Here is a 26,148-nt window from a genome sequence, read left to right as displayed (position 1 = left end):
TGATCGTCTGCGTGAGAGCACATGGACTCGGGTTCCTCAGTCAGAGCGCCGTGTGTCCTGGCCGATCCACTGCACCTGGTAGAGATCCAGCCGCCGATCCTGATAGTTGCGCACCGAGCCCTGGTAGCGCATTTCGCGGAGCTTATCCAGGTCCAGATCCACGATCAGCGTCATTTCCGTGTTCGGCGTGGCCTCGGACACCACGGCATCGTGGGGGAAGGCGAAGTCCGAGGGCGAGAACACGCCGGACTGGGAGTACTGGATGTCGACGTTCTCCACGTTGGGCAGGTTGCCGACGCTGCCGGTGATGGCGACGTAGCACTCGTTCTCGATGGCGCGCGCCTGGGCGCAGTGGCGCACCCGCTGATAGCCGTTCTTGGTGTCGGTCCAGAACGGCACGAACAGGATGCGCATGCCCTGCTCCATGAGTACCCGGGAGAGCTCCGGGAACTGCACGTCGTAGCAGACCAGGATGCCGATCTTGCCCACGTCGGTGTCGAATACGCGCAGGCCGTCACCACCCCGCAGGCCCCAGTAACTGCGCTCATCCGGGGTGATGTGCAGCTTGTGCTGGGTCTCCCAGCTACCATCGCGGCGGAACAGGAAGGAGACGTTGTTCAGCTCCTTGTCCCCGTACACGGGCATGCTGCCGCCGATGATGTTGATGTTGTAGCTCACTGCGAGAGCCAGCATCCCTTCCCGGATCTCGTCGGTGTACTGGGCCAGGCCGCGGATGGCTTCAGCGGGGTTGTCCTGGTTGAAGTTCGACAGCAGCGGCGCGTTGAAGAACTCCGGCAACATGATGAAATCGGCGTTATAGCCGGCCAGGGCGTCGACGAAGAACTCCACCTGCTGCATCAACTCTTCCACCGAGTGCATGGAGCGCATCTGCCACTGCACTGCGCCCACACGCACGACGCTCTTCTCACCGCCGATCAGCGGTTTCTCGTCCTCTTCCTGGTAGAAGATGTTGTTCCACTGCACCAGAGTGGCAAAGGCCTTGGAGTCCCTGTCCTCGGGGAGATAATTGGTAATCACCCGGCGGACGTGGAAGTCATTGGCCAGCTGGAAGCTCAGGATGGGATCGTAGATCTCCTGGCGCTTCACCAGCTCGATGTACTCCTCCGGCTTCATCTCGTCGGCGTATTCGGTATACCCGGGGATGCGGCCACCGGCGACGATGGAGCGGCAGTTCAGCTTGCGGCACAGCTCCTTGCGGGCATCATACAGCCGCCGCCCCAGGCGCATCCCTGAATACTTGGGGCTGACGAAGATATCCACGCCGTAGAGCACATCGCCGTTGGGATCGTGGGTGGTGAAGTAGCCATTGCCGGTAATCTGATCATAGGTGTGGCGATCACCGAACCGGCGGTAGTCGACCATCAGGGTCAGCGCGCCAGCGACGACCTTGCCGTTGTCCTCGACACAGATCTGCCCATCGGGGAACCGGTTGAGCTGGGCGTTGAACTGCTTGCGTGTCCACGGCCCCATGGAGGGGTAGACTTCCTCCATGATCTCCCGGATGTCTTCGTAGTCGTCCGGCTTGAGATTACGCAGACTCAGGCGATGCTCGTCGGTGTCTTCCTGCAGTTCGCGGGGATCACGGGTCTCGGTCATGACTGCTCGGGTACTCCGGCGCCGAAGCGCGTCAGGGAACGGCCCCGGCCGCGTGTGTCGCGGCCGGACCGGCGTCGACGGCCGCTGCCGTCAGAGGTGTTTCAGGGCCGCCTCGTAGTCAGGCTCCTGAGAGATTTCCGGGACCTGCTCCGTGTGCAACACACGGGCATCCTCGTCCAGCACCACCATGGAACGCGACAGCAGACCGGCCAGCGGCCCGTCGGCCATGGCAATGCCATAATCCCGGCCGAATTCCGGAGTGCGGAAGCAGGAGACCGGCACCACGTCCTCGATGCCCTCGGCGCCGCAGAAACGCGACTGCGCGAACGGCAAATCCGCGGAGACGCACAGGACCACCGCATTGTCCCGTTTCGCGGCTTCCTCGTTGAACCGCCGCACCGACTGCGCGCACACGGGCGTATCAATGCTCGGGAAGATGTTCAGCACCACCTTCTTGCCCTTGAGATCGCTCAGGGCCAGACTGGAGAAGTCCGTTCGGGTCAGCGTGAACTCCGGCGCCGGGGCGCCCAGTTCCGGGAGTTCACCGACGGTCTGCACCATGGTGCCGCGCAACGAGATCTGTGGCATCGATCGAGTCTCCTGTCCAGTTTCAGTGTTGGCTGTATTTTCAGTCGCGAAAGTTCGACCAGGCCTTGCGAAAGCCTTCGTCGAGTTCGTTCCACGCCTTCTCGGCGCGCTTGCGGAAATCGTCCCAGACGTCCTCACCGGCGCGTTCCATCTCCTTCATCCGTTCCCGGGCCTCTTCCCGGCGCTGGCGTAACTCCTCGATCTCGGCCTCGTAGCGCAGTCGCGCGTCCGCCTGCGCCTCCTGCGCCTTAGCCTCCAGTCGCGCCAGTTCGGCGTTCCACTGATCGAGCTGAGCCTTGAACTTTTCCAGATACTCGTCACGCTTCGCCATGGGCCACCTCCGTCGCCACGTCGCCAGATGGAGCACTGTCGCATCTCCCGGGGAGAAACGCGACACCACACTCAGCGTAACAAGGGTACTCACTTTGGTACGGGAATGACCAATCCTCGATGCCCGATCAGGGGGATCAGGGGTCAGACACGACCATGAACCAGAAGATGCCGATCCGAGACAACGGCAACCTTCAGGCCCGGAAGTCCTGCGGCACGCAACTGCTCCTGGACCTCATCCGGAGTGAACGCCGCGAGCAGGGAGTTGAAAAAATCCGTACGCAGGATCTCCGGCTCGCCGGCGCCGTAGGCGTCAACGATCCGCGCGGCGGCTGCCCGGTCCGCTGGCCGGAAGAGATCCATCACCAGCACCGCGGCCCCGGGCTGCGCAACCGCCCGGATCGTTTGCCACAGCGCCATGGGATCGTGCAGATGATGCAGCAGGCTGTTACTGGTCACGGCGGCATAGGCGTCGGCGGGCAGAGCGGCGCCGGGAACGGTCCCCAGGACGAACTCCACCCGCGGCTGCAGCTCCGGCTCCGCCGCCAGCGCCTCGCGGGCGAAAGCGAGCATGGTGTCCGCACCGTCCAGGCCGTGTATCGCGACCTCCGGATACTGCCGCGCCAACCGCAGAACGATATCTCCGGGCCCGCAGCCGACATCCAGAACCGGGCCGGAGGGCGCCCCCACATACTCGGCGAACAGCTGGATGAAGTGGCTGTTGGGCTCTTCGAAATCCGCCCCGGCGTAGGCTGCAGCCTGATCCGCGCCGTCCATCAGTTCGGGCTCGGTAATCCGCTCCATCATCGTCTCGTGTCCTGTCACCCGCGGTAACCGATGACGACATCCATGACGTTGGTTCCTGTTGGCCCCGTTCGCACGAGGTCGCCACTGGCGTCGAGGAACCGGCCGCTGTCGGCGGCCTCCAGACAGGCCTCCGGGTCCAGCCCGGCCTGCCTGCCGCGGAAGCAGGTGTGCACGTCCACCAGCGCGCCCGCGGCATCGCCGGGACCGTCGGTACCGTCGGTACCGGCGGCCAGCACCCACAGGTCGCGATACCCTTCGATGCAGGCCGCCGCCGTCAGCGCCAGGGCCTGCGCACGGCCGCCCTGTCCCGGCGCGTCCGGAAGCGCCACCGTGGTCTCGCCGCCCCAGACCTGAACCCCCGGCGGGCCGTGAATCAAGCCTTCGGCGATCTGCTCGCCGGCGCGCAGGGCGTCACCGGTGAGCTGCTCATCGTGGACGCGCACGGGCAGCCCCAGATGCTCGGCGCGATCGCGCACGGCGGCGACGGCATCGGCGTTGCGGGCGACAATCCGCCGCCGGAGGCCAGCCAGTTCCGGTGCGTCCTCGCCGGGCGGTGGCGACACCCGGGCGGCGGCGTCGCGGACCCAGTCCGGCACGCCTTGCGGCAGCGCAGCCGCGGCCTGCGCGGGCACGAAAAGGCCGGAGCCGATCACGCCGGGATCATCGCCCGGGACGTCGGAGACCAGATACAACCGCGCTGGGCGGCCGTGCAGGTGCAGCGCCAGTCGACCGCCCTTGATCCGGGACACCGAACGCCGCACGGCATTCATGGTGTCGATCGCCAGGTGGCGCCCCAGCAGCCAGCGATTGAGGTCGCCCAGGTGGTCGGCGGTGAGGCCATCCGGCAAGCGCTCCACCAGACTAGAGGCGCCGCCGGAGATCAGGAGCAGCACTTCGTCACCCTCGGGCAGATGCTCCAGGAACTCCACCGCCGCCTCACCGGCGGCGAGACTGCGCTGATCCGGCACGGGGTGTGCGGCTTCCAGGCAGCGCAGCCGGGGATCATCACTGACGGCATGACTCAGGTGATCGGTCTTGGTGATGACCAGGCCGCTGATCAGCCGCTCGCCCAGGGCGTCCATGGCACCCTGGCTCATGGCTGCCGCGGCCTTGCCGATGGCCAGCAGGTGCGTGTCGCCGGCGGGCGGATCCTGTTCCAGAGCGTGGCGAACGGCGGGCCGTCCACCAACGCGATCCAGGGCCGCGCGGAACAGGTGTTGCAAAAGCTCGCGATGGTCCATCGGCCACCTCCCGATCAAGGAAACGCACATCCCCCGTCGCCGGCTACTGCCGGCATCGCGACTGACGTCGCTCCTACGAGGGCTGACTGGCACCCCGCGGAGCGACGTCAGTTGCGCACAAGACGCCCCTGTTACATCCGCGCCAGCGCCTGCTCCAGGTCAGCCTGCAGATCGGCCACGTCCTCCAGGCCGACGGACAGGCGCAACAACCCTTCCGTGATCCCCGACGCATCCCGCTCCTCCTGGGTGATCCGACCGTGAGTGGTGCTCGCCGGGTGCGTAATGGTGGTCTTGGCATCGCCCAGATTGGCGGTAATGGAGAGCAGGCGCGTGTGATCCACCACCGCCCAGGCCGCGTCGCGCCCCCCATCCACCTCGAAGGAGACAATGCCGCCGAACCCGGACTGCTGACGCTGCGCCAGCTCATGCTGCGGGTGCCCCGGCAACCCGGGATAGTTCACCCCGGTGACCCGCGGATGCTCCTGCAGCCATTCCGCCAGGGCCTGGGCATTCTCCGAGTGGGCACGCATGCGCAGCCGCAAGGTCTCCAGGCCCTTGATGAACACCCAGGCGTTGAACGGGCTCATGGTGGGGCCAGCGGTGCGCAGCATGCCGAAGATGTCCTCGCCCACGCGCTTGGCGTCACCGACCACGGCGCCGCCGACACAGCGCCCCTGGCCGTCCAGATATTTGGTGGCCGAGTGAATGATGAGGTCCGCCCCGAGATCCAGGGGCCGTTGCAGCGCAGGCGTGCAGAAACAGTTATCCACCACCAGGAGCGCATCATGACCATGGGCCAGGGCAGCCAACCGGGTGATGTCCGCCACCTCGGTGAGCGGGTTGGACGGCGTCTCCAGGAACAGCAAACGCGTTCGCGGACGGATGGCCGCCTCCCAGCCCTGGTAATCGGTGGGGCTGACGAAGGTGGTCTCCACGCCGAACTTGGGCAGGATCTTCGTGAACAAGGATGTGGTGGTGCCGAATACACCCCGTGAGCACACGATATGGTCACCCGACTGCAGCAGCGCCATGCACATGGCGTTGATGGCCGCCATGCCGGAGGCCGTAGCCACGCAGGCCTCACCGCCTTCCAGGGCTGCCAGGCGCTGTTCGAAGGTGCGCACCGTGGGGTTGGTGAAGCGGGAATAGATGTTGCCGGGTTCATCACCGGCAAAACGCGCCGCAGCCTGGGCGGCACTGTCGAAGGTAAAACTCGACGACAGGAACAGCGGCTCCGACTGCTCCTGCTCGCCGGTGCGCACCTGGCCGGCACGCACGGCGTCGGTGTCGAATCCCGTTGGCTTGCGGTCCTCCGTCATGCAGCTGTCCTCGATAATCCTGTCCATGTCGCGCCCGCGGCGCCGAAAGCGACAGCCGCGATGGCCGCGATCAATCCGGTTCACTTTGCAGATCCACCAGCGAATCCGCACTCTCGCGCTGATTCTTGGCATCGTCGTTTCGCTGCTGGTCCAGCGCTTCCAGGTAATCGGAGGTCACGTCGCCGGTCACGTATTCGCCGTTGAAACACGAGGCGTCGAACCGGGTCAGCGCCATATTCCCATGCTGCACGGCGGCAACCAGATCGTCGAGGTCCTGGTAGATCAGCCGGTCGGCCCCGATCAGGCGGGCAACCTCCTCCTCCGATCGGTCATGGGCGATGAGTTCCCGGGCCGAGGGCATATCAATGCCGTAGACGTTGGGATAACGCACCGGCGGCGCCGCCGAGGCGAAGTAGACGTTGCGGGCCCCTTCGTCCCGGGCCATCTGGATGATCTGTCCGCAGGTGGTTCCGCGAACGATGGAATCATCCACCAGCAGTACGTTCTTGCCCTTGAACTCCAGGCCGATGGGGTTGAGCTTCTGACGCACCGACTTCTGCCGTTCCTGCTGCCCGGGCATGATGAAGGTTCGCCCGATATAGCGGTTCTTGATGAAGCCCTCGCGGTACTTCACGCCCAGGTGTTGCGCCATTTCCAGTGCGGAGGTGCGGCTGGTGTCCGGCACGGGAATGATCACATCGATGTCGTGATCCGGCCATTCCCGCAGAATCTTGCCGGCCAGGTGCTGCCCCATGCGCAGCCGCGCCTTGTACACGGCCACATCATCGATGATGGAGTCGGGGCGTGCCAGGTAGACGTACTCGAACAGACAGGGGCTGTTCTCGGGGGCATCGGCGCACTGGCGTGTGTGCAACTCGCCCTCCAGGGTCACGAACAGCGCTTCGCCGGGCGCCAGCTCCCGCACCAGACGGAACTCCAGGGTGTCCATGGCCACGCTCTCCGAGGCCACCAGGTATTCCCGGCCCTCCGGGGTTTCGCGTTCACCGAAACAGACCGGGCGGATGCCGTGGGGGTCGCGGAAGGCCAGCATGCCGTAGCCGTTGATCATGGCCACCGCGGCATAGCCACCGCTGCAGCGTCGATGCACGCCAGAGACGGCATCGAAGATGTCGTTTTCGTCCACCCGCAACTTGCCCGGGCGGGCCAGTTCGTGGGCGAAGACGTTAAGCAGGATCTCCGAATCGGAGGCCGTGTTGATGTGGCGCAAATCTTCCAGGAACAGCTCCCGTTTGAGCTGCTCCGCATTGGTGAGGTTGCCGTTGTGTGCAAGGCTGATGCCGTAGGGCGAGTTCACATAGAACGGCTGCGCCTCGGCGCTGCTCGCGCAGCCCGCCGTCGGGTAGCGCACGTGGCCGATGCCGATATGCCCGCGCAGCTGGATCATGTGCTCGGTACGGAAAACGTCGCGCACCAGGCCGTTGCGCTTGCGCAGGTAGAGACGTCCGTCTTCCCAGGTCATGATCCCGGCGGCATCCTGCCCGCGATGCTGCAGTACGGTGAGGCCATCATAGATCGCCTGGTTCACCGGCCCGTGAGCCACCATTCCGATAATGCCGCACATGAACGCTGAATCCTCTTGCCGCTCGCTGTCACGGGGCGGTGAAGCTTCGGCCGCCAGGCCTAGTCCTCCTCCGCCTCCAGATCCGGGGGCTCGGTCTCCCCGGCGCCTTCACAGAACTCCCGCCAGTATTCCGGTGCCGGCGTGCCGTCAAGATCCGGGTCATCCGCCAGCGGCGCGTAGACCATCAGATCATCCAGCCATTCGCGCACTCCGATTTCGCAGACCCAGGGCTGGAACTGCGCCACCAGCAATGAATCCTGCCACCAGGGTTCCCGCGGCAACGCCGTCAGCCCCGCGGCCAGCACCAGCACGGCCACCACGACCACCCCCCGTGCCAGGCCGAAAATCAGGCCGATGTACCGGTCCGTGCCGGTGAGACCGGTGCGACCAACCAGCTGTCCGGCGACGTAGTTGATCACCGCGCCGACGATCAGGGTCGCCACGAACAGGGCAGCGAAGGCGGCGCCCAGCTGCAGGGTCGGCGAGGCGATATAATCGCTGAGGTGGACCGCCAGGTTGTCGGAGTAGCGAATGCCGACCCAGAAGGCAGCCACCCAGACCACAAGGGAGATGACCTCGCGCACGAAACCACGGATCAGACTGATCACCACGGAGACGGCGATCACAGCGAGGATGGCGTAATCGAGCCAATTCATGAGCGGAGGTCAGCGCCGGGGCAGCACGAAGGGGTGAATGGTAGCAAAGCCCCCGTCAGGGAGAAAGCTGCCCTGACACGCCAGCGTATGGTCGCCCGCATCAGGGATGTGAGACCACCAGACCGTCCAGATCCGCGTCATCCGCCAGACGGCCCAGCAGGGCTTCGGCGTCCGCGCGCTCACTCACCGGACCCACCCGCAGCCGGTATACAGGGTCCGCATCGTCGCGGTCGACACGCTCCACGTAGGCGGAAAAGTCCTGCTCCCGCAACCGGTCACGCAGGCCCAGGGCATTGGATTCCTGACTGAAGCTGCCCACCTGAACCGCCCAGGAGGCCAACTCGTCCTCGGGTTCGGCGGAATCGTCCACACGCTCGACCTCCTGATCCGTCTCAGGCTGCTCCAAGGGCGCTGCAGCAGATTCCTGTTCACCCTCTTCTTCGGGCGTGGCGTCCACGGGTTCGTCCAGCTCCGGTGGCGGGGCGTCACCTGGATCGGCGGCCACATCATCTTCTGGTTCATCGGGAAGCGGCACGGCTTCCAGTTCCCCCGTGGGCGGCGCTTCACCGGGATCCGCGTCAGGTCCACGCTCAACCTCAGGCCGGGGCGGAATATCCATGGCGACGTAGGTCGTGCCGCGATCCACCGGCCCCTGCAACAGCATGGGCAGGAAGATCACCGCCAGTGCAACCACGATCACCGCGCCAATGAGCCTTTGTTTATGCTGCTGTTGCACTGCGCCGTCCTCCCTTTCCCGGTAACCGACCCGCTATACGGATCAGTCGCGCTCTGGCGTTCATTCGCCGAGTTCCTGCACAGCATGCAATACTTCCTCCACGGTGCGGAAGGAGCCGAAAACCACCACCCGGTCCCCCGGCCGCGTCTCCTGGCGCAGCCGCTGCACCAGGGCGGGAGCGTCTCCACTGCCGGCCACCGCCTCGCCCCGAAGCTCCAGTTCACGGATCACCTGGGGCGCCGAACGGGCATCGGCGTCGTGAAGGGCCAGGGGCCACCAGACATCAATATGGCCACGGAGGACCTCCAGCAGTGGGTCCAGATCCTTGCGGGCCATGATGCCCAGCACGGCGTGACACCGCCCGGTGACAGGACGGCGCCGCAGTTCGGATGCCAGTATCGATACCGCGTCGGCGTTGTGGGCCACGTCCAGGAGCCACTCCACCGGGCCCGGCAACACCTGCAACCGCCCCGACAGCTGGACGCGCTGCAAACCCGCCGCCAGCGCCTCCCGCGACACCGGCAGGGGCCCCTGCATGCACTCCAGCGCCGTGAGCACGCCGGCGGCGTTGCGGTACTGCATATCGCCCGGTAGCGCCGGCGCCGGCAACCCTTCCTGGCTGCCATGACAGCCCTGCCAGTCCCAGGCGCCGGACCCGTGCACCCGCCAGTGGTAACCCTCCCCGGCCACGATCAGCGGCGTTCTCTGCGCCGTCGCCATTTCCCGGATCACCTCCGGCATGGCCGGCCCGGCGAACACCGCCGGCCGATCCCGTCGCATGATGCCCGCCTTTTCCCGGCCGATGGCATTGCGATCATGACCCAGCCACTCGGCGTGATCCAGACCGATACTGGTGAGCAGCGCGACGTCCGGGTCCATCATGTTGACCGCATCCAGGCGGCCGCCAAGGCCCACCTCCAACAGACAAACATCAACATTCTGCTCGCGGAACAGCCAGAGCGCCGCCAGGGTGCCAAACTCGAAGTAGCTCAGGCTGATCTCGCCGCGCGCCCGATCGATGGCATCAAATGCCGCCATGATGGCCTCATCGTCCGCCTCCGCACCACCGATACGGATGCGCTCGTTGTAACGCAGCAGGTGAGGCGAGGTGTAGGCTCCGGTGCGATACCCGCCGGCTTCCAGGATGGCGACCAGCAGGGCCACGGATGACCCCTTGCCGTTGGTGCCGGCGACGGTGATCACCGGCACGGTGGCGGGGCGCAGGCCAAGGCGGTCGGCCACGGCACTGACCCGCTCCAGGCCGGGATCGATGGCGCGGGGGTGCAGCCCCGCCTGCCATTCCAGCCATGCATCAAGGGTGTGGTAGCGCACTAGTGTCCTGTCCCCGAAGTGCGTTGCATTTTGCCTGTCCTCTGGGGACAGGACACTCGCTCAGGCCGTGGTGTCGGCCACCGCCTCCTCCTGCGGGTCGCGCTGGTCCGGAGAGGGCTGGTGAGTGAGGATGGCGAAAAGGCGGGCGATAGTGTCACGCATGTCGCGGCGATCGACGATCATGTCGATGGCCCCGTGGTCCAGCAGGAACTCCGAGCGCTGAAAGCCTTCCGGCAACGTCTCGCGCACGGTCTGTTCGATGACCCGGGGGCCGGCGAAGCCGATCAACGCGCCGGGCTCGGCGATGTTGATATCGCCAAGGGTGGCCAGGCTGGCGGACACGCCGCCCATGGTGGGGTCAGTGAGCACAGAGATGTACGGCACGCCCTCTTCCCGCATACGGCCAAGGGCCGCGCTGGTTTTCGCCATCTGCATCAGCGAGAACAGGGCTTCCTGCATGCGGGCACCGCCGGAGGCGGCGAAGCAGACCATGGGAATACGCTCTTCCAGGGCCACGTTGGCGGCCCGCACGAAGCGCTCGCCCACCACCGAGCCCATGGACCCCCCCATGAACTCGAATTCGAAGGCGCAGGCCACCACGGGCTGACCACGCAGCCGCCCCTGGTAGGCGATCAGGGCATCCTCTTCAGCGGTACTCTTCTGTGCCTGGGCAAGGCGGTCCTTGTACTTCTTGCTGTCCTTGAAGCGCAGCGCATCCACGGGTTTCACGGCGGCACCGATCTCGGTGGCGTCCGCGTCGTCCAGGAAGCTCTGCAGCCGCACCCGCGCGCCGATCCGCATGTGATGCGCGCACTTGGGGCAGACCTCATGGTTGCGCTCCACCTCCGGGCGATAGAGCACGGCGCTGCAACCGGGACACTTGGTCCAGAGGCCTTCGGGGATGCTGCGGTTCCGCGCCTTCTCCGTGGCGTCGGTGCGAATCCTGGAGGGCATGAGTTTCTGGAACCAGCTCATGATCGCATGTCCTGTTCACGGTGAATGGAAAACCGGCTGTGTTCAGTGTTCCTCAACGCCGACATTCTCAGGCAGGCACTGTACCGGCGTCCAATGCGCGCCGCATGTCCGCAACCAGAGCGGTGATCTCGTGACGCGCACGATCAGGGTCGTCCTGATTGGCATCGATGCGGCGCACCAGAGCGCTGCCGACGATCACGGCATCCGCCACGGCCCCCATGCGGGCGGCCATGTCGGCGTCGCTGATACCGAAGCCCACACCCACGGGCAACCCGGTCATGCTCCGCAGCCGCTGCACGCGGCCGCCAACGGCCTCCACGTCCAGGCCGCCGTCACCGCCGGTGACGCCTTTCACGGAAACGTAGTACACAAATCCCCGGGCCTTGTCGCAGATCAGCTGCATGCGCTCTTCCGTGGTGGTGGGCGCCACCAGGAAGATGGAGTCCAACCCTTCCCCCTCCAGGTATTCGGCCACTTCAGCCATTTCCTCGGGGGGCATGTCCACGATCAGGGCACCGTCGACGCCGGATTCCAGGGCCTCGCGAGCAAACGCCGAATAACCCATGAGTTCCACGGGATTCATGTAGCCCATGAGCACCACGGGTGTCTCGGTATCCTTTTCGCGGAACCGCCGCACCATGGCGAGCACATCACGGATGCCGGTGCCATGGCGCAGGGCACGCTCGCAGGCCTGCTGGATCACCGGGCCATCACCGATGGGATCGGAGAACGGCACGCCCAGTTCGAGCACGTCTGCACCGCTGGCCACCATCTCGTGCATGAGCGGGACCGTGAAACCCGGCTCCGGATCCCCGGCGGTCACGTAGGGGATCAGGGCGGTACGCCCCTGCTGCTGCAGGGTCCTGAAACATTGGGCAAGACGGCTCACAGCTCGATTCCCTCCAGTTCGGCCACGGTCTGGATGTCCTTGTCGCCGCGCCCGGAGAGATTCACCACCAGGCAGCGATCGGGTCCGAGTTCCCGGGCGAGCTTCTCGGCATAGGCCAGGCCGTGGGCCGTCTCCAGGGCCGGGATGATGCCTTCGGTGCGGGTCAGGGCATGAAATGCCGCCATGGCCTCGTCGTCGGTCACGGAAGTGTACACGGCCCGATTGATATCCTTGAGCCATGCGTGCTCGGGGCCGACGCCGGGGTAGTCCAGACCGGCGGAGACCGAGTGGGTGCCGATGATCTGCCCGTTGTCGTCCTCCATGAGGTAGGTGCGGTTGCCGTGCAGCACACCCGGACGACCGGCACTCAGCGGCGCGGCATGCTCGCCGGTGGCAATGCCGTGCCCCCCCGCCTCGACCCCGTACAGGCTGACGGATTCGTCGCCCAGGAACGGATGAAACAGACCGATGGCGTTGGATCCGCCACCCACGCAGGCCACCAGCGCATCCGGCAGACGCCCCTCCACGGCCATGATCTGCTCCCGGGTCTCGCGGCCGATGATGGACTGGAAATCCCGCACCATCATGGGATACGGGTGGGGGCCAGCCACGGTGCCGATGATGTAGAAGGTATCGTCCACATGGGCCACCCAGTCGCGCATGGCCTCGTTCAGCGCATCCTTGAGCGTGCGCGAACCGGAGGTCACCGGCACCACCTCGGCACCGAGCAGGCGCATACGGTAGACGTTGGGTGACTGGCGCTTGATGTCATCGGCGCCCATGTAGACCACGCATTGCAGACCCAGGCGCGCGGCGACGGTGGCCGTGGCAACGCCGTGCTGACCGGCACCGGTCTCGGCGATCACCCGGGTCTTGCCCATGCGCTTGGCCAGCAGCGCCTGGCCGATGGTGTTGTTCACCTTGTGGGCGCCGGTGTGGTTGAGGTCCTCCCGCTTGAGGTAGATCCGCGCGCCACCGGTTTCCCGGGTCCAGCGCTCTGCCAGATACAGCGGTGACGGCCGGCCGACGAAGTCCTGACAGTCACGCTGGAACTCGGCGACGAAGTCCGGATCCTCACGGTAGCGGGCGTAGGCTTCGGCCAGTTCCCGCAGCGGCGCCATCAGCGTCTCGGGGACAAACTGGCCGCCGTACTTGCCGAAGTGCCCCCGGGCATCCGGGAACCGTGCGAAATCAATCGGCTCGCGTGTTGCTTCGCTGGTGTTAGACACGTTGGACCTCGTTGATAAAGCTCGCCATGCGCCGTGCGTCCTTGACGCCCGGCGCGCTCTCGACCCCACTGCTGACATCCACCGCCCAGGGCCCCACCTGGCGCACCGCCTCGGCCACGTTGTACGGCGTCAGGCCACCGGCAAGAATCAACGGCCGGCCGTGGAGGTCGGGGATCGCCTTCCAGTCGAAGACAATGCCACTGCCGCCCTGTTCCCCGACGCCATGGCTATCCAGGAGAAAACCGAGGGCCTGCTCATGTGCACCGATCACCTGCTCGGGCGGGGAACCGCCCCCCATGGGCACCGCCTTGATGTAGGGACAACCGAAGCCGGTGCAGTACTCCGGTGACTCGCTGCCGTGGAACTGAAGCAGATCCACCTGCACCGCCGCCAGCACCTCGCGGACCCGTTCCACCGTGGCGTCCATGAACAGGGCCGCCACGGTGACGAACGGCGGAACGGCGGCGCGCACCGCGCGGGCGGTCTGCAGGTCCACGGCACGCGGACTGGATTCATGAAACACGAGGCCAATGCTGTCCGCACCGAGACGTGACGCCGCGGCCGCATCGGCTGGCCGGGTGATACCACATATCTTGACCCGCGTGCGCACGCGCCGACCCTCGCTTGCAAAGCTCCCGATAGTAACCCGGTGCATCACCCTCAGGCAAAGCGGGGCGGCGGCGGTGGCGCCGGCAGGCCGAACTCCGCGGGGTAATCCACCGCCACCATATAGAGCCCCTCCGCCGGCGCGGTCATGCCGCCGCGGGTCCGGTCCCGCGCAGCAAGCACCTCCGCCACCCAGTCCGGCTCGCGCTCCCCGGCGCCCACCGTCATTAGCGTACCGGCGATATTGCGAACCATGTGGTGGAGAAAGGCATTGGCACTCACATCCAGGTAGATGAAATCACCGTCTCCGCGGACAACCCGAACGTCGGTCACTTCCCGCCGGGCATGCTGTGCCTGGCAGGCCACCGCGCGGAAGGAGCTGAAGTCGTGCTCGCCGATGAGACACCGGGCGGCGGACTGCATGCGGTCGGCATCCAGGGGTTTCCAGTGCCAGGCGACCCGCCCCTGCAGCCAGCCGGGACGAACCTGCCGATTGAGGATGACGTAGCGGTAATGCCGTTGCAGGGCGCTCCGGCGGGCATCGAAATCCGGCGAGACCTCTCTCGCCCAGGGCAGGGCGATATCGTCGGGGAGATAGGTGGTTCCGCCCAGGCGCCAGCCGTGCAGCCGGCGCCGGGCCCGGGTATCGAAGTGAATCACCTGCCCCAGGGCATGGACGCCGGCGTCGGTGCGACCGGCGCTTACCACCCGCACCGGCTCGTTGGCGACACGGCTCAACGCCGCCTCCACCCGGCTCTGGATCGAATCGGCATGGCGCTGCTCCTGCCAGCCGGCATAACGGCTGCCGGCGTAGTCCACGCCCATGGCGATCCGTACTGCGGTCACTGCCTCAGGCTTCCTCGTAGAGGGAGCGCGCCTCCTGCTTCTGCTCGTCGGAGCCCTCGGCAATCACTTCGTCCAGCAACGACCTGGCCCCCTCGCTGTCACCCATGTCCAGGTAGGCACGGGCCAGATCCAGTTTAGTGCTGTTCTCGTCACCGGCATCGAAGAGATCGTCGTCATCGTCATCGTCATCGTCATCGTCGCCGTCACCCGCGGCAAAGGCGGCCCCGGCAGCACCGTCGTCGTCGGCCGCGGACAGCGATTCATCCGTGCCCTGATCGTCGTCGGCGCCGTTCGGCCCGTCGTAACGCAGCCCTTCCTCCTCGGCAACCGGGTCATCACCGACATCCAGATCATCAAGATCGAACGAGGGCGCATCGTCATCATCCTCCCCGGTTTCCGGGGACGCCGGCGACTGGGCATCGCCGCCCTTGGGCTGTTCGCCCTCGGGACGTTCCCAGGCTTCGAAGTCCAGGGACAGCTCGTCTTCGCCTTCCGGCTGATCCGCAGGCTGACCCCTCTCCCCGGCCGGTTCGGCGACGGGCTTGCCACCATCGGCCGGCGCCTGGAAATCGTCCAAATCGAAATCGAGACTGAACGCGTCTTCGTCCTCCGCGGGAGCAGCGGCAGCCCCAGCCGCCTTCTCGGCAGGCGCTTCTGCCCCGCTGTCCTCGTCGACATCATCCAGACTGAAGTCGAGATCGCCGAAATCGTCCTCGTCTGTACCGTCAGCCTCCGTGGTCGGCGCCACGGGCCCGGCCTTCTCTTCTTCAGGAGTCGACGGCTCGTCCAGAGGCTCCGGGGTTTCCGCCGCAGGCTCGACAGGCTGGACGGGTTCAGGCACGTCGTCCGGTTCATCCGCCGATGCCAGTGAGGACGGCGCGGCGGCTGCGGCGAACAGCGGATTCTCGGGCGCAATCTCCCGGCCCATCTCCTGCACCTGCTGCCAGACCGGATCGTCGACGCCGTCCACCATGCCGTACAAGTCCTGGGCATCGGCTTCGAACGCGGCACGGTCATGCGTCAACGCATGGACTTCCAGCTGCTTGAGCCGCAGGTCGGTCCGGTCCGGCTCATTGCCAATGGCAGAGGCCAGCAGATCACCGGCCTGGTCGTAACGACCATAGGCGAGGTAGACCTCGATCTCTTCCAGCGGATCGACGCCATCGCGGCCCGCAGTCTCCTGCACACCGTCGCCATCCGCCTCCAGGTCCTGTTGCAGATCGGCCTCATCCGCATCCGCCGCGGCAACGCCGGCTCCGGCCGAAGCCGCAACCATGCCCGAAGCATCCTCGGCAGCATTGCGCCGGCGGCGAATCATGAGCAGCACCAGCAGCGCAATCAGCGCCGCGGCGCCCCCGGCCATGCTCAGCAGACGGGTATCCTCCCAGGGCGCCTGCGGTGCAGCCGGCTCATCGGCCGCCACCGGCGCGGGCTCTTCGTCCTCCACCGCGACGTCCGCCGCGGGATCGTCTTCCACTGCAGGCTCATCGGCAGGGTCGACGGCCTCCACCGCCGGCTCTTCATCCAGCGCCGCGAGATCCTGTGCCAGGGCGGAGTCCTCGTCGAAGAGCGCCGGCAGTTCCTCATCTGCGACGGCCGCCGCTTCCTCCTCCGGATCCGTCGCCGTTTCCGGCGCATCTGCCAGCGGAATGTCATCTTCCACCGGCTCGTCGGTCATGCCCGGCAACGCACCTTCGACCTGGACGTCCAGTGTGCGCTCCAGCGCCTCGACCCGCTCCATGAGTTCCGCGGTCTGCTGGCGCAGCTCCTCGTTCTCCGAGCGCAGCGACGCCTCCTCCTCGCGCATGGCGGCGAGTTCCGACTGCAACCGCGCCACGGTCTCCGGGGACGCTTCCAGGTCATCGTCCATAAGCGAGGCGGTGGCGTCTTCACCGGCGGTCTCACCGGCGGCAACCACTTCCAGGCGGCCGTCGTCCTCCGCTGGCGTTTCGTCTTCCGCGACTGCCGGCTCATCGGCCGGATCCGGCTCCGCAGGCTCCGGTGCGCGACCGGCCTGCCACGCCTCGACCTGCGCGGCGAACTCCTGCCTGGCCTCTCCGGCGGTGAGCACCTCGGCGGCCTCGCGCTCGGGCACACGGAGGATCGCGCCGGAGCGCAGATTGTTGACATTACCGTCGGAGAACGCCTCGGGATTGGCCTCCAGCAGGGCCATCATCATCTGGTGCACGGAGACGCCATCGTCAGGCCGGACCTCGTCGGCGAGTTCCCACAGGGTATCGTTGTCCTGCACCTGGATCTCGTCGGCGGTATCCACCTCGCGAACCGCTTCCGGGTCACCGGGATCGCCGGGGGACACCGTCGCAGGGGCATCGGCGTCAGGTGTGGGCTCATCAGGTGCCGGGGCATCGGCCGCGGCCGGCGCCGTCTCCTGCTCCGGCGAGTGCACCGGTGGATCCAGGAGCATGGTGTACTCGCGTATCAGCCGACCACCGGCCCAGTTGAGCTCCACCAGGAAGGCAAGAAAGGGCTCCCGGACCGGCTCCGAAGTGCGGATCAGCACATAGGGCTCCCGGGTATCTTCGGTGACCACCTCGAACTCGAGGCGCGAGAGCATGAACGGCCGCTCAAGGCCGGCGCGGTCGAAGGCATCCGGAGATGCCAGCGTCGCACTCAACGTTTCGAGCTCTTCCAGGTCCGCCGATTCCAGTGGGATTCGCGCTTCCAGCGGCTCGTTCAGCGCCGATTCGGTTTCCAGTGAACCAACGCCGATTGCTGCCGAGATTGATGGAATAACGAACGTGGTCAGCGCTGCGATGCGAGCCAGTCTGCGTGCCATGGCATTCCCTTATCGATGGGGCCGATCGGCCAAAAATTGCCCGGCCAAGCCGTCAGCCCTTGCGATTGTGATTCTTATCCCTGTTACAAGTCTGTGCGACCGTTCCCATTCTGCGACGGAAATCGGGGCAGACCGCCCGGTTGCGGAAACGGTACACGCGCCCGGGTAGCCTGATCGACTCGAGCACAGTAGCCCTCAGCCCGGTTAATTTCAAACCCTTGCAGCAAAAAAGGGACAATCCGGTAAAAATGTCGCGCCCGCCGTCAGAGCCGCAGGCGACTCCCCGGAAATCGCCCCCGGGAGGACCGATCCTCCGGGAGTGACAGGCGCTTACTGCTCCCGCAGGATGCCCAGCATGCGCCGCAGCGGCTCGGCGGCGCCCCAGAGCAGCTGATCGCCGACGGTAAAGGCGCCCAGGTAGTCCGCGCCCATGCTGAGCTTGCGCAGACGCCCGACGGGCACATTGAGTGTGCCCGTCACCGCCGACGGCGTCAGGTCACGAAGCGTGTCTTCCTTGTCGTTGGGTACCACGCTGGCCCACGGGTTGGCCTCGGTGATGATGGTGTTGATCTCGTCCAGCGGCACATCCCGGGAGAGCTTGATGGTCAATGCCTGGGCGTGGGAACGCATGGCGCCCACGCGCACGCAGATGCCATCGATGGGAATGGGCCGGTCGCTGCGACCAAGGATCTTGTTGGTCTCGACTCCGGCCTTCCACTCTTCCTTGCTCTGGCCGCTGTCCATCTTGCTGTCCAGCCACGGCAGTACGCTGCCGGCCAGCGGGAAGCCGAAATGCTCCCGCGGGTAGCCGTCATCGTGCATGGCGGCGAGCACCTTGCGGTCCAGTTCCAGGATGGCACTGCCGGGATCGGCGAGTTCCTGGCTAACGGCGTCGCGCAGGTAGCCCATCTGCGCGATCAGCTCGCGCATGTTCTGGGCGCCGGCGCCGGAGGCCGCCTGGTAGGTCATGGGACTGATCCACTCCACCAGGCCTTCGCGCAATAGTCCACCGATGCCCATGAGCATGAGGCTGACGGTGCAGTTGCCGCCCACATAGGTCTTCACCCCATCCGCCAGGCCCTGGTGGATCACGTCCGCGTTCACGGGATCCAGCACGACAATGCTGTCATCGGCCATGCGCAGCGTGGAGGCAGCGTCAATCCAGTAGCCGTTCCAGCCCTGCCTGCGCAGGTCGGCATAGACGGCGCTGGTGTAATCACCACCCTGGCAGGTCACGATCACGTCCATGGCCTGGAGTTCGGCCAGGTCCTTAGCGTCCTTCAGCGCGGGCACGTCCTTGCCCACGTCGGGGCCGGGCTGGCCGGTCTGGGACGTGGTGAAGAACACCGGCTCGATATCCCGGAAGTCCCCCTCCTCGCGCATGCGCTGCATGAGCACGGAACCGACCATGCCCCGCCAGCCTACGAATCCTACGCGCTTCATCACGTCACCTCGCTTCGTTCGATTGCCTCGGAGCGGCGCCGCGCCACCCCGCGTTCAGTCGTACAGTGCCGCCACCACGGCGTCGCCCATCTCGCGGGTGCCGACGCGCCGGGTGTCGCCAGTGTGGATATCCGGCGTCCGCAGCCCCTGATCCAGCACTCGGCCCACCGCGCGCTGCACGCGCTCGGCGTGGGCGGCCTCCCCGAGAGAATAACGCAGCATCATCGCCACCGAGAGGATGGTGGCCAGCGGATTGGCCAGATCCTGCCCGGCAATGTCCGGTGCCGAACCGTGCACAGGCTCGTACATGCCGCGCCCCTCCTCGTCCAGGGAGGCCGATGGCAGCATTCCGATGGACCCCGTGAGCATGGCTGCACAGTCGGAGAGGATGTCGCCGAACATGTTGCCGGTGACGATGACGTCAAACTGCTTGGGAGTGCGCACCAGTTGCATGGCCGCATTATCCACGTACATGTGGGACAGCTCCACGTCCGGATAGTCGGCGGACAGGCGATCCATGACCTCGCGCCAGAGTTCGGTGACCTCCAGGACGTTGGCCTTGTCCACGGAGCACAGGCGCTTGTCGCGCTTGCGCGCCGTCTCGAAGGCCAGACGGCCGATGCGCTCGATCTCCGACTCACTGTAGACCAGGGTGTTGTAGCCCTGGCGCTCGCCGTTCTCCAGCGTCCGGATACCCCGGGGCTCGCCGAAATAGATGCCACCGGTGAGTTCGCGCACGATCATGATGTCGAGCCCGGCCACCACATCGGGCTTGAGCGCCGAGGACTCCGCGAGCTGCGGGTACAGAATGGCCGGTCGCAGATTGCCGAACAGACCGAGTTCGGAGCGGATCGCCAGCAGGCCCCGCTCGGGACGCAGCGGGCGCTCGAGCTTGTCGTACTGCGGGCCGCCCACGGCGCCGAGGAGAATTCCGGCTGAGGCGCGGGCCTGCTCCAGGGTTTCCTCGGGCAGCGGCACGCCGCGGGCGTCATAGGCCGCGCCACCGATCAGCCCCTGCTCCAACGTGATGTCCAGGCCGAAGTCAGCGCGCAGGGCATCCAGTACCTTGGTGGCCTCGGCCACGATTTCCTGGCCGATGCCGTCGCCGGGCAGCGTGAGCACTTGTCGGGTCATTGCGGGTCTCGCAAGGTCGTGGTTGGCGTGCGGCCGTTCCGGCTCAGGCGCGGAACAGCCAGGGCGCTTCCTGCCGGCGCCGCTCCTCGTAGGCACGGATGGCGTCGGCGTGTTGCAGGGTCAGACCGATCTCGTCCAGGCCCTGCTCCAGCATGTGCTTGCGGAAGCCGTCGATCTCGAAGCCGAAGCTCTCGGCGGACGGCGTGGTTACGGTCTGGTTCGGCAGATCCACCGCCAGCTCGTACCCAGGCGTTGCCTCCACCTCGCGGAACAGCCGCTCCACGGTCTCCTCCGACAAGACCACGGGCAGCAGACCGTTCTTTATGCAGTTGTTGTAGAAGATGTCGGCGAAGCTCGGCGCAATGATCGCCCGGAAGCCGTAGTCCTTCAGCGCCCACGGGGCATGCTCGCGGGAGGAGCCACAGCCGAAGTTGCGCCCGGTGAGGAGCACGGTGGCACCCTGGTAGCGCTCCTGGTTGAGCACGAAATCGGGGTTCTTCGGCCGCTGGCTGCAATCCTGGCCGGGCTCGCCGTGGTCCAGGTAGCGCAACTCGTCGAAGAGGTTGTCGCCGAAACCGGTGCGCTTGATGGACTTGAGAAACTGCTTGGGAATGATGGCGTCGGTGTCCACGTTGCTGCGCTCCACCGGCGCCACCAGCCCCTTGTGCTGACTGAACGGTTCCATCTCAGATATCCCTGACGTCGACGAAGTGGCCGGCCACGGCGGCGGCCGCGGCCATGGCGGGGCTGACCAGGTGCGTGCGACCGCCCTGCCCCTGCCGGCCCTCGAAGTTGCGGTTGGATGTGGACGCGCAGCGCTCGCCGGGGGAGAGCTGGTCCGGGTTCATGCCCAGGCACATGGAGCAGCCCGCCTCGCGCCACTCGAAGCCAGCGTCCTTGAAGATGCGATCCAGGCCCTCGTCCTCGGCCTGTTTTTTCACCAGACCGGAGCCCGGCACCACCATGGCCAGCTTGATGTTGTCGGCGATGCGCTTGCCCGCGACGACTTTGGCGGCCTCGCGCAGGTCGGTAATGCGCGCGTTGGTGCAGGAGCCGATGAAGATCTTGTCCAGCCGGATATCCTTCATGGGTGTCTCGGGCTCGAGATCCATGTACTCCAGGGCCCGGGCGTAGGCGCTGCGCTTGCTCTCGTCGGCTTCCTTGAAGGGATTCGGCACCTTGCCGCTCACGGGCACGACCATCTCCGGGGAGGTGCCCCAGGACACCTGGGGTTCGATGTCGGCGGCATTGATGCGCACGACCTTGTCGAACTCGGCATCCGGGTCACTGTGGAGCGTCCGCCAGTACTGCGCTGCCTGCTCCCACTGCTCGCCGGTGGGCGAAAACGGGCGGTTGGCGATGTAGTCGATGGTGGTGTCGTCCACGGCGATCATGCCGCAGCGCGCGCCGGCCTCGATGGACATGTTGCAGATGGTCATGCGCCCTTCCATACCGAGGCTGCGGATGGCGGAGCCGCCGTACTCGATAGCGTAGCCGGTGCCGCCGGCAGTGCCGATGGTGCCGATGATGTGCAGGATGATGTCCTTGGCGGTGACACCGGGACCAAGTTCACCGTCCACGTCGATGAACATGGTCTGGCTCTTTTTCTGCACCAGGGTCTGGGTGGCGAGCACGTGCTCCACTTCGGAGGTGCCGATGCCGAAGGCCATGGCACCCATGGCCCCCTGGGTGGAGGTATGCGAGTCGCCGCAGACGATGGTCATGCCGGGCAGAGTGGCACCCTGCTCGGGGCCGATGACGTGGACGATGCCCTGGCGCGGGTCGGTCATGCCGAACTGGACGATGCCGTAGGTGCGGCAGTTGTCGTCCAGGGTGTCCACCTGCAGCTTGGAGACGGGGTCGGCGATGCCCTGGCTGCGGTCGGTGGTGGGCACGTTGTGGTCGGTGACGGCCAGGTTGGCGTCCACGCGCCAGGGCTGCCGGCCAGCCAGGCGCAGCCCTTCAAACGCCTGCGGCGAGGTCACTTCGTGGACCAGCTGGCGGTCGATGTACAGAAGCGAGGTGCCGTCTTCGTTGTCACGAACGACGTGGTCATCCCAGAGCTTCTCGTAGAGCGTTCTGCCTGCCATATCCTCACCCGGCCCGCGGCCTTTCAGTGTTCAGTTTGCCTGCAAACCCGTAAGTATAACGGATTCCGCGTTAGCGATGTATCCACGGAGATGTGGCGCAATTTGGCTTCGTTCAAGCCCCCTGACTCAGGCTATTGGCAGCTTACGGATGGGTCATGGGTTGGCTGGGGGATGACTGCTGGGGCTCCGGAGCTCCGCCTAACTTTTCTTCTCTCGAAGAAAAGTTCCCTCCACTCCGGCCTGGCCGGCTTACAGCGCATCCATGCGCTGGGCGCCGGTGGCCGCATCCCTGCGGCCACCCCTTCGGGGCCGGACGGCCTGCGTTCCGGGGCTCCGCTAGTCGCCCCAGCAGTCATCCTCCAGCCAACCCATGACGAGGCACCAGCAGCCCCGGATGCACCACCGGATTCACCTCCACGGCACGCGCCGGGGCGGGGACTTTGGTTCCGGACCGTCTCCAGCCATGGATGGCTGGAGCCGAGCCTACAAGGACGTACTTGCGGCGTGTCCGGAACCAAAGTCCCCGCCCCGGCGCCCCAGATTCGCCGCGAACGCAAACCGTACGAAGCACCCCGTAACCATCATGCCGGAACCGGCTCCTCGGCGTGTCGCCCCGGCAGGCTTGCCATGGCAATCACTGCGGCCAGTCCAGCGGCCAGCGCACCCAGGTAGAAGGTCATGCTGCCGCCCAGGACGTCCCAGAGCAGTCCGCTGGCCAGGCTGCCCACGGCCACGCCGGCGCCGAAGGTGATGCTGCTGTAGAGCGCCTGGCCACGGCCCTGGTTGCTGCCGACAAAGTAGCGGTTCACCAGGGCGATGCCCACGGCGTGGTAGACGCCGAAGGAGGCGGCGTGCAGGCCCTGGGCGAACAGGAGCACGGGCAGGAGCTGCGGCGCGGCGGCGATGAGAATCCAGCGCAGGGCGGAGAGCAGCATGGCCACGGTCATCAGCCAGCGGGCGCCGAAGCGCGGCAGCAAGCGGTGCATGACCAGGAAAAGCAGAATTTCTGCCACTACGCCCACGGCCCAGAGAATGCCGATCATGCTGCTGCTGTAACCGACCTCTTCCAGGTAGATGCTGAAGAAGGCGTAGTAGGGCCCGTGGCTCGCCTTGAGCAGGAAGCAGGCGAGGAAGAAGCCGATCACATCGGGGCGCAGCAACACCCGCAGGATGGGATCGCTGTGCTGGTGATGGCTGTGCTGTCGGGCCTCCGGGGCGATCTGGCTGGACACCCAGAGCCCGACGAACAGCACCAGCAACAGCCACGGCAGTATGTGCACGCCGAAGCGGTCGATCAGTTCGCCGAAACCCACCACCGAGATGATGAACCCCACAGAACCCCACAGACGGATCCGGCTGTAGCGGTGATCCGCCTGGCCCAGGTGGTTCATGGTATTGGCTTCGAACTGGGGCAGCGCGGCGTTCCAGAAGAAGCTGAACAGTGCCATCACCAGGGCGAGCCACCAGAAGCTGCTGCCCAGCAGGACGCCGGCGAAGGTGACCAGTGCCGCCAGCGCGCCGATGCGGACTACGGCCATCCGCCGGCCGGTCCGGTCGGCGATCAACCCCCAGACGTTGGGGGCGACGATCTTGGTGGCGTGGAGGATGGCAATGAGCTGGCCGATCTCCGCCGCCGAGAACCCCTCGGCATTGAGGTACGGCCCCCAGTACGGGGCGAGGCCGCCCAGCACGGCGAAGAAAAAGCAGTAAAAGGCGGAGAGCCGCCAGTACGGCAGGCCGGCCGGCACGCGCTACTCGCCCCGACGGCCCGGTTCCGCGGGGATGGGCGTCAGCGGCGGTTCCACGTCGCCGTTCTGGGCGCGGTGGCGCAGGGCGTGATCCATGAGTACCAGCGCCATCATGGCCTCGGCGATGGGCGTGGCGCGGATGCCCACGCAGGGATCGTGGCGACCCTTGGTCACCACCTCCACCGGCTGTCCGGTGGCGTTGATGGAGCGCCCGGGGGTGACGATGCTGGAGGTGGGCTTGAGCGCCATGGAAGCCACCACGTCCTGGCCGGTGGAGATGCCGCCGAGCACGCCGCCGGAATTGTTTCCCACGAAGCCGTCCGGGGTGAGTTCATCCCTGTGCTCGGTCCCCCGCTGGCTCACCGCGTCGAAACCGGCACCGATCTGGACCCCCTTCACCGCATTGATACTCATGAGCGCATGAGCCAGATCGGCATCCAGGCGGTCGAACACGGGCTCACCCCAGCCCGGCGGGCACCCCTCTGCCAGCACCGTGACCTCGGCGCCCACGGAGTCCAGGTCCTTGCGCAGGCGGTTCATGTAGTCCTCGAGTTCCGGCACCCGTTCCGGGTCACCGCAGAAGAAGGGGTTGTCATCCACCGCCTGCCAGTCCCGCAGGGCAAGCCGTATCGGGCCCAGCTGCGACAAATAGCCACGGATGTGCACACCGTAACGCTGGGCCAGCCACTTCTTGGCAATCGCGCCAGCCGCCACGCGCATGGCGGTCTCGCGGGCCGACGAGCGCCCCCCGCCACGATAGTCGCGGACGCCGTACTTCTGCATGTAGGTGTAGTCGGCGTGCCCCGGTCGGAAGGTGGCAGCGATTTCGGAATAATCCTTGGACTTCTGGTCGGTATTCTCGATCAGCAGACCGATGGGAGTGCCCGTGGTTCGCCCCTCGAACACGCCGGAGAGAATCCGCACCTGGTCCGGCTCCCGGCGCTGGGTGGTATATCGGGACGTACCGGGGCGGCGGCGGTCCAGATCGTGCTGCAAATCAGCCTCGGTCAGCGCCAGACCGGGCGGACAACCGTCGACGATGGCACCCAGGGCGGGCCCGTGGCTTTCACCGAAGGTGGTGAGCTGGAACAGCTTGCCGAACGTATTTCCGGACATATCAGCCTTCTGGTTGCGATCTCTGTGTTACGGCGGCCACACCGGGCCCCGTTACTGATGGTCAGCTCACCGCGCCTCTGCCCCGGTCGCGGCGGAACGCGCCGGCGTGGGTGGCAAGCTCTGCTGCCGTCAGCACGAATACGCCGTGGCCCCCGCGCTCGAACTGCAGCCACTCGAAGGGCACTTCCGGCCACGCGGCTTCAACCGCCGGCGCGCTGTTGCCCACCTCCACCACCAGCAGCCCGTTCTCGCTCAGCCAGCGAGGCGCCTCGGCCAGCACCCGGTGTACCACGTCGAGACCGTCGTCACCGGCGGCAAGCCCGAGGCGCGGCTCGTGGCGGTACTCCTCCGGCAGGGACGCCATGTCCCCGGCATCCACATACGGAGGATTGGCCACGATCAGATCATAGCGCGTCCCGGGGACGAGACCATCGAAGACGTCGGCCTGTACCGGCTGCACCCACTCTTGCAGATGATGGCGCTTGATGTTCACCCGGGCTACCTCCAGGGCATCCTCGGAGATGTCGGCGGCGTCCACCACGGCGTTGTCCAGGGCAAGGGCGCAGGCGATGGCAATACAGCCGCTGCCCGTCCCTATGTCCAGAACCCGCTCCACCGCGTCCGCATCCAGCCAGGGCGCGAAGCGGTGCGCGATCAGTTCAGCCACCGGTGAACGCGGCACGAGCACCCGCTGGTCCACAAAGAAAGGCAGTCCCGCGAACCATGCCTCGTGGGTCAGGTACGGCAGCGGCAGACGCTCGCCGACCCGGCGCTCCATGCGCGCGACGATGGCCTCGCCCTCGGCGGCCGTCACCCGGGCATCCCAGAACGGCTCGGACATGTCCGGCTCCAGGTGCAGCGTATGCAGCACCAGCGCCGCGGCTTCATCCAGTGCGTTGTCGGTGCCGTGACCGAACACCAGACCGGCCTCGCGGAACCGGCTGCCACCCCAGCGCACATAGTCGCGCAGTGTGACCAGGGACTCCACGGGGCGGTGTGTCTCGAACATGCCGTACTCCGGGTGATTCAATCAGCGCGCCATGATAACCGACAGCGGCGCATTTTGC

The 26,148-nt window shown here is 66.3% G+C and carries 23 protein-coding genes; all 23 read right to left on the bottom strand.

Annotation, left to right across the window (positions count from 1 at the left end; all coding sequences use genetic code 11):
* Window positions 1-36: 36 nt before the first annotated feature.
* The 23 genes from KU884_RS05490 to prmB all read right to left on the bottom strand — a co-directional run bounded on the left by KU884_RS05490 (window position 37) and on the right by prmB (window position 26,090).
* Window positions 37-1,617, bottom strand: coding sequence for a GNAT family N-acetyltransferase (locus KU884_RS05490; RefSeq protein ID WP_167781672.1), 1,581 nt, complete (start codon window positions 1,615-1,617; stop codon window positions 37-39).
* A gap of 90 nt (window positions 1,618-1,707) precedes the next feature.
* The gene (gene tpx / locus KU884_RS05485) at window positions 1,708-2,205 is read right to left on the bottom strand and encodes a thiol peroxidase (protein WP_167781671.1); all 498 of its coding nucleotides are present in this window, start codon (window positions 2,203-2,205) and stop codon (window positions 1,708-1,710) included.
* 40 nt (window positions 2,206-2,245) lie between these two features.
* A complete protein-coding gene (locus tag KU884_RS05480) occupies window positions 2,246-2,536 on the bottom strand; it encodes a hypothetical protein (protein WP_167781670.1) in 291 nt (96 codons plus the stop codon).
* A 143-nt stretch (window positions 2,537-2,679) separates the two neighbouring features.
* Window positions 2,680-3,342: a trans-aconitate 2-methyltransferase gene (locus tag KU884_RS05475; protein WP_371807949.1), complete on the bottom strand. Its 663-nt coding sequence runs from the start codon at window positions 3,340-3,342 to the stop codon at window positions 2,680-2,682.
* Window positions 3,343-3,356: 14 nt separating this feature from the next.
* On the bottom strand, window positions 3,357-4,583 hold the full coding sequence (locus KU884_RS05470; protein ID WP_167781669.1) for a glycerate kinase: 1,227 nt from the start codon (window positions 4,581-4,583) through the stop codon (window positions 3,357-3,359).
* Between the two features lie 131 nt (window positions 4,584-4,714).
* Window positions 4,715-5,902, bottom strand: a complete 1,188-nt coding sequence (locus tag KU884_RS05465; RefSeq protein ID WP_167781668.1) for an O-succinylhomoserine sulfhydrylase — start codon at window positions 5,900-5,902, stop codon at window positions 4,715-4,717.
* A gap of 70 nt (window positions 5,903-5,972) precedes the next feature.
* Complete coding sequence (gene purF / locus KU884_RS05460) at window positions 5,973-7,484, bottom strand: amidophosphoribosyltransferase (RefSeq protein ID WP_167781667.1); 1,512 nt, start codon at window positions 7,482-7,484, stop codon at window positions 5,973-5,975.
* Window positions 7,485-7,543: 59 nt separating this feature from the next.
* On the bottom strand, window positions 7,544-8,140 hold the full coding sequence (locus tag KU884_RS05455; RefSeq protein ID WP_167781666.1) for a CvpA family protein: 597 nt from the start codon (window positions 8,138-8,140) through the stop codon (window positions 7,544-7,546).
* A 100-nt stretch (window positions 8,141-8,240) separates the two neighbouring features.
* A complete protein-coding gene (locus KU884_RS05450) occupies window positions 8,241-8,876 on the bottom strand; it encodes an SPOR domain-containing protein (RefSeq protein WP_167781665.1) in 636 nt (211 codons plus the stop codon).
* 60 nt (window positions 8,877-8,936) lie between these two features.
* On the bottom strand, window positions 8,937-10,208 hold the full coding sequence (gene folC, locus KU884_RS05445) for a bifunctional tetrahydrofolate synthase/dihydrofolate synthase (protein ID WP_167781664.1): 1,272 nt from the start codon (window positions 10,206-10,208) through the stop codon (window positions 8,937-8,939).
* 60 nt (window positions 10,209-10,268) lie between these two features.
* Complete coding sequence (accD, locus tag KU884_RS05440) at window positions 10,269-11,183, bottom strand: acetyl-CoA carboxylase, carboxyltransferase subunit beta (RefSeq protein WP_167781663.1); 915 nt, start codon at window positions 11,181-11,183, stop codon at window positions 10,269-10,271.
* 67 nt (window positions 11,184-11,250) lie between these two features.
* Window positions 11,251-12,072, bottom strand: coding sequence for a tryptophan synthase subunit alpha (trpA, locus tag KU884_RS05435; protein ID WP_167781662.1), 822 nt, complete (start codon window positions 12,070-12,072; stop codon window positions 11,251-11,253).
* A complete protein-coding gene (trpB, locus tag KU884_RS05430; RefSeq protein WP_254432182.1) occupies window positions 12,069-13,301 on the bottom strand; it encodes a tryptophan synthase subunit beta in 1,233 nt (410 codons plus the stop codon). The genes trpA and trpB overlap by 4 nt, the downstream gene beginning before the upstream one ends.
* On the bottom strand, window positions 13,294-13,911 hold the full coding sequence (locus KU884_RS05425; protein ID WP_167781660.1) for a phosphoribosylanthranilate isomerase: 618 nt from the start codon (window positions 13,909-13,911) through the stop codon (window positions 13,294-13,296). Before KU884_RS05425 ends, trpB begins: the two co-directional genes overlap by 8 nt.
* Before the next feature lie 50 nt (window positions 13,912-13,961).
* On the bottom strand, window positions 13,962-14,732 hold the full coding sequence (gene truA, locus KU884_RS05420; protein WP_167784132.1) for a tRNA pseudouridine(38-40) synthase TruA: 771 nt from the start codon (window positions 14,730-14,732) through the stop codon (window positions 13,962-13,964).
* Between the two features lie 25 nt (window positions 14,733-14,757).
* Entirely contained in the window at window positions 14,758-17,550 is a 2,793-nt protein-coding gene (locus KU884_RS05415) for a FimV/HubP family polar landmark protein (protein ID WP_167781659.1), read from the bottom strand.
* Window positions 17,551-17,880: 330 nt separating this feature from the next.
* On the bottom strand, window positions 17,881-18,993 hold the full coding sequence (asd, locus tag KU884_RS05410; RefSeq protein ID WP_167781658.1) for an aspartate-semialdehyde dehydrogenase: 1,113 nt from the start codon (window positions 18,991-18,993) through the stop codon (window positions 17,881-17,883).
* A 54-nt stretch (window positions 18,994-19,047) separates the two neighbouring features.
* Window positions 19,048-20,127, bottom strand: coding sequence for a 3-isopropylmalate dehydrogenase (leuB, locus tag KU884_RS05405; RefSeq protein ID WP_167781657.1), 1,080 nt, complete (start codon window positions 20,125-20,127; stop codon window positions 19,048-19,050).
* 43 nt (window positions 20,128-20,170) lie between these two features.
* Window positions 20,171-20,812: a 3-isopropylmalate dehydratase small subunit gene (gene leuD, locus KU884_RS05400; protein ID WP_167781656.1), complete on the bottom strand. Its 642-nt coding sequence runs from the start codon at window positions 20,810-20,812 to the stop codon at window positions 20,171-20,173.
* Between the two features lies 1 nt (window position 20,813).
* Complete coding sequence (leuC, locus tag KU884_RS05395) at window positions 20,814-22,217, bottom strand: 3-isopropylmalate dehydratase large subunit (RefSeq protein WP_167781655.1); 1,404 nt, start codon at window positions 22,215-22,217, stop codon at window positions 20,814-20,816.
* A gap of 581 nt (window positions 22,218-22,798) precedes the next feature.
* Window positions 22,799-23,965, bottom strand: a complete 1,167-nt coding sequence (locus KU884_RS05390) for an MFS transporter (protein WP_217351422.1) — start codon at window positions 23,963-23,965, stop codon at window positions 22,799-22,801.
* 3 nt (window positions 23,966-23,968) lie between these two features.
* A complete protein-coding gene (aroC, locus tag KU884_RS05385) occupies window positions 23,969-25,081 on the bottom strand; it encodes a chorismate synthase (RefSeq protein WP_167781654.1) in 1,113 nt (370 codons plus the stop codon).
* Window positions 25,082-25,142: 61 nt separating this feature from the next.
* Window positions 25,143-26,090, bottom strand: coding sequence for a 50S ribosomal protein L3 N(5)-glutamine methyltransferase (prmB, locus tag KU884_RS05380; RefSeq protein WP_167781653.1), 948 nt, complete (start codon window positions 26,088-26,090; stop codon window positions 25,143-25,145).
* Window positions 26,091-26,148: the final 58 nt, after the last annotated feature.

It is taken from the genome of Aquisalimonas sp. 2447, assembly GCF_012044895.1.
In the GTDB taxonomy this organism is placed as follows: Bacteria; Pseudomonadota; Gammaproteobacteria; order Nitrococcales; family Aquisalimonadaceae; genus Aquisalimonas.
This window is presented reverse-complemented; position numbering and strand designations above follow the sequence as displayed.

Excerpts from the sequence above, each read along its gene's own strand:
- accD (WP_167781663.1), bottom strand. The coding sequence starts at position 11,183 with ATGAGCTGGTTCCAGAAACTCATGCCCTCCAGGATTCGCACCGACGCC.
- KU884_RS05480 (WP_167781670.1), bottom strand. The coding sequence starts at position 2,536 with ATGGCGAAGCGTGACGAGTATCTGGAAAAGTTCAAGGCTCAGCTCGAT.
- asd (WP_167781658.1), bottom strand. The coding sequence starts at position 18,993 with ATGAAGCGCGTAGGATTCGTAGGCTGGCGGGGCATGGTCGGTTCCGTG.
- leuB (WP_167781657.1), bottom strand. The coding sequence starts at position 20,127 with ATGACCCGACAAGTGCTCACGCTGCCCGGCGACGGCATCGGCCAGGAA.
- prmB (WP_167781653.1), bottom strand. The coding sequence starts at position 26,090 with ATGTTCGAGACACACCGCCCCGTGGAGTCCCTGGTCACACTGCGCGAC.
- truA (WP_167784132.1), bottom strand. The coding sequence starts at position 14,732 with ATGGGCGTGGACTACGCCGGCAGCCGTTATGCCGGCTGGCAGGAGCAG.
- KU884_RS05465 (WP_167781668.1), bottom strand. The coding sequence starts at position 5,902 with ATGACGGAGGACCGCAAGCCAACGGGATTCGACACCGACGCCGTGCGT.
- KU884_RS05455 (WP_167781666.1), bottom strand. The coding sequence starts at position 8,140 with ATGAATTGGCTCGATTACGCCATCCTCGCTGTGATCGCCGTCTCCGTG.
- leuC (WP_167781655.1), bottom strand. The coding sequence starts at position 22,217 with ATGGCAGGCAGAACGCTCTACGAGAAGCTCTGGGATGACCACGTCGTT.
- leuD (WP_167781656.1), bottom strand. The coding sequence starts at position 20,812 with ATGGAACCGTTCAGTCAGCACAAGGGGCTGGTGGCGCCGGTGGAGCGC.
- KU884_RS05475 (WP_371807949.1), bottom strand. The coding sequence starts at position 3,342 with ATGATGGAGCGGATTACCGAGCCCGAACTGATGGACGGCGCGGATCAG.
- purF (WP_167781667.1), bottom strand. The coding sequence starts at position 7,484 with ATGTGCGGCATTATCGGAATGGTGGCTCACGGGCCGGTGAACCAGGCG.
- tpx (WP_167781671.1), bottom strand. The coding sequence starts at position 2,205 with ATGCCACAGATCTCGTTGCGCGGCACCATGGTGCAGACCGTCGGTGAA.
- KU884_RS05490 (WP_167781672.1), bottom strand. The coding sequence starts at position 1,617 with ATGACCGAGACCCGTGATCCCCGCGAACTGCAGGAAGACACCGACGAG.
- KU884_RS05470 (WP_167781669.1), bottom strand. The coding sequence starts at position 4,583 with ATGGACCATCGCGAGCTTTTGCAACACCTGTTCCGCGCGGCCCTGGAT.
- KU884_RS05415 (WP_167781659.1), bottom strand. The coding sequence starts at position 17,550 with ATGGCACGCAGACTGGCTCGCATCGCAGCGCTGACCACGTTCGTTATT.
- aroC (WP_167781654.1), bottom strand. The coding sequence starts at position 25,081 with ATGTCCGGAAATACGTTCGGCAAGCTGTTCCAGCTCACCACCTTCGGT.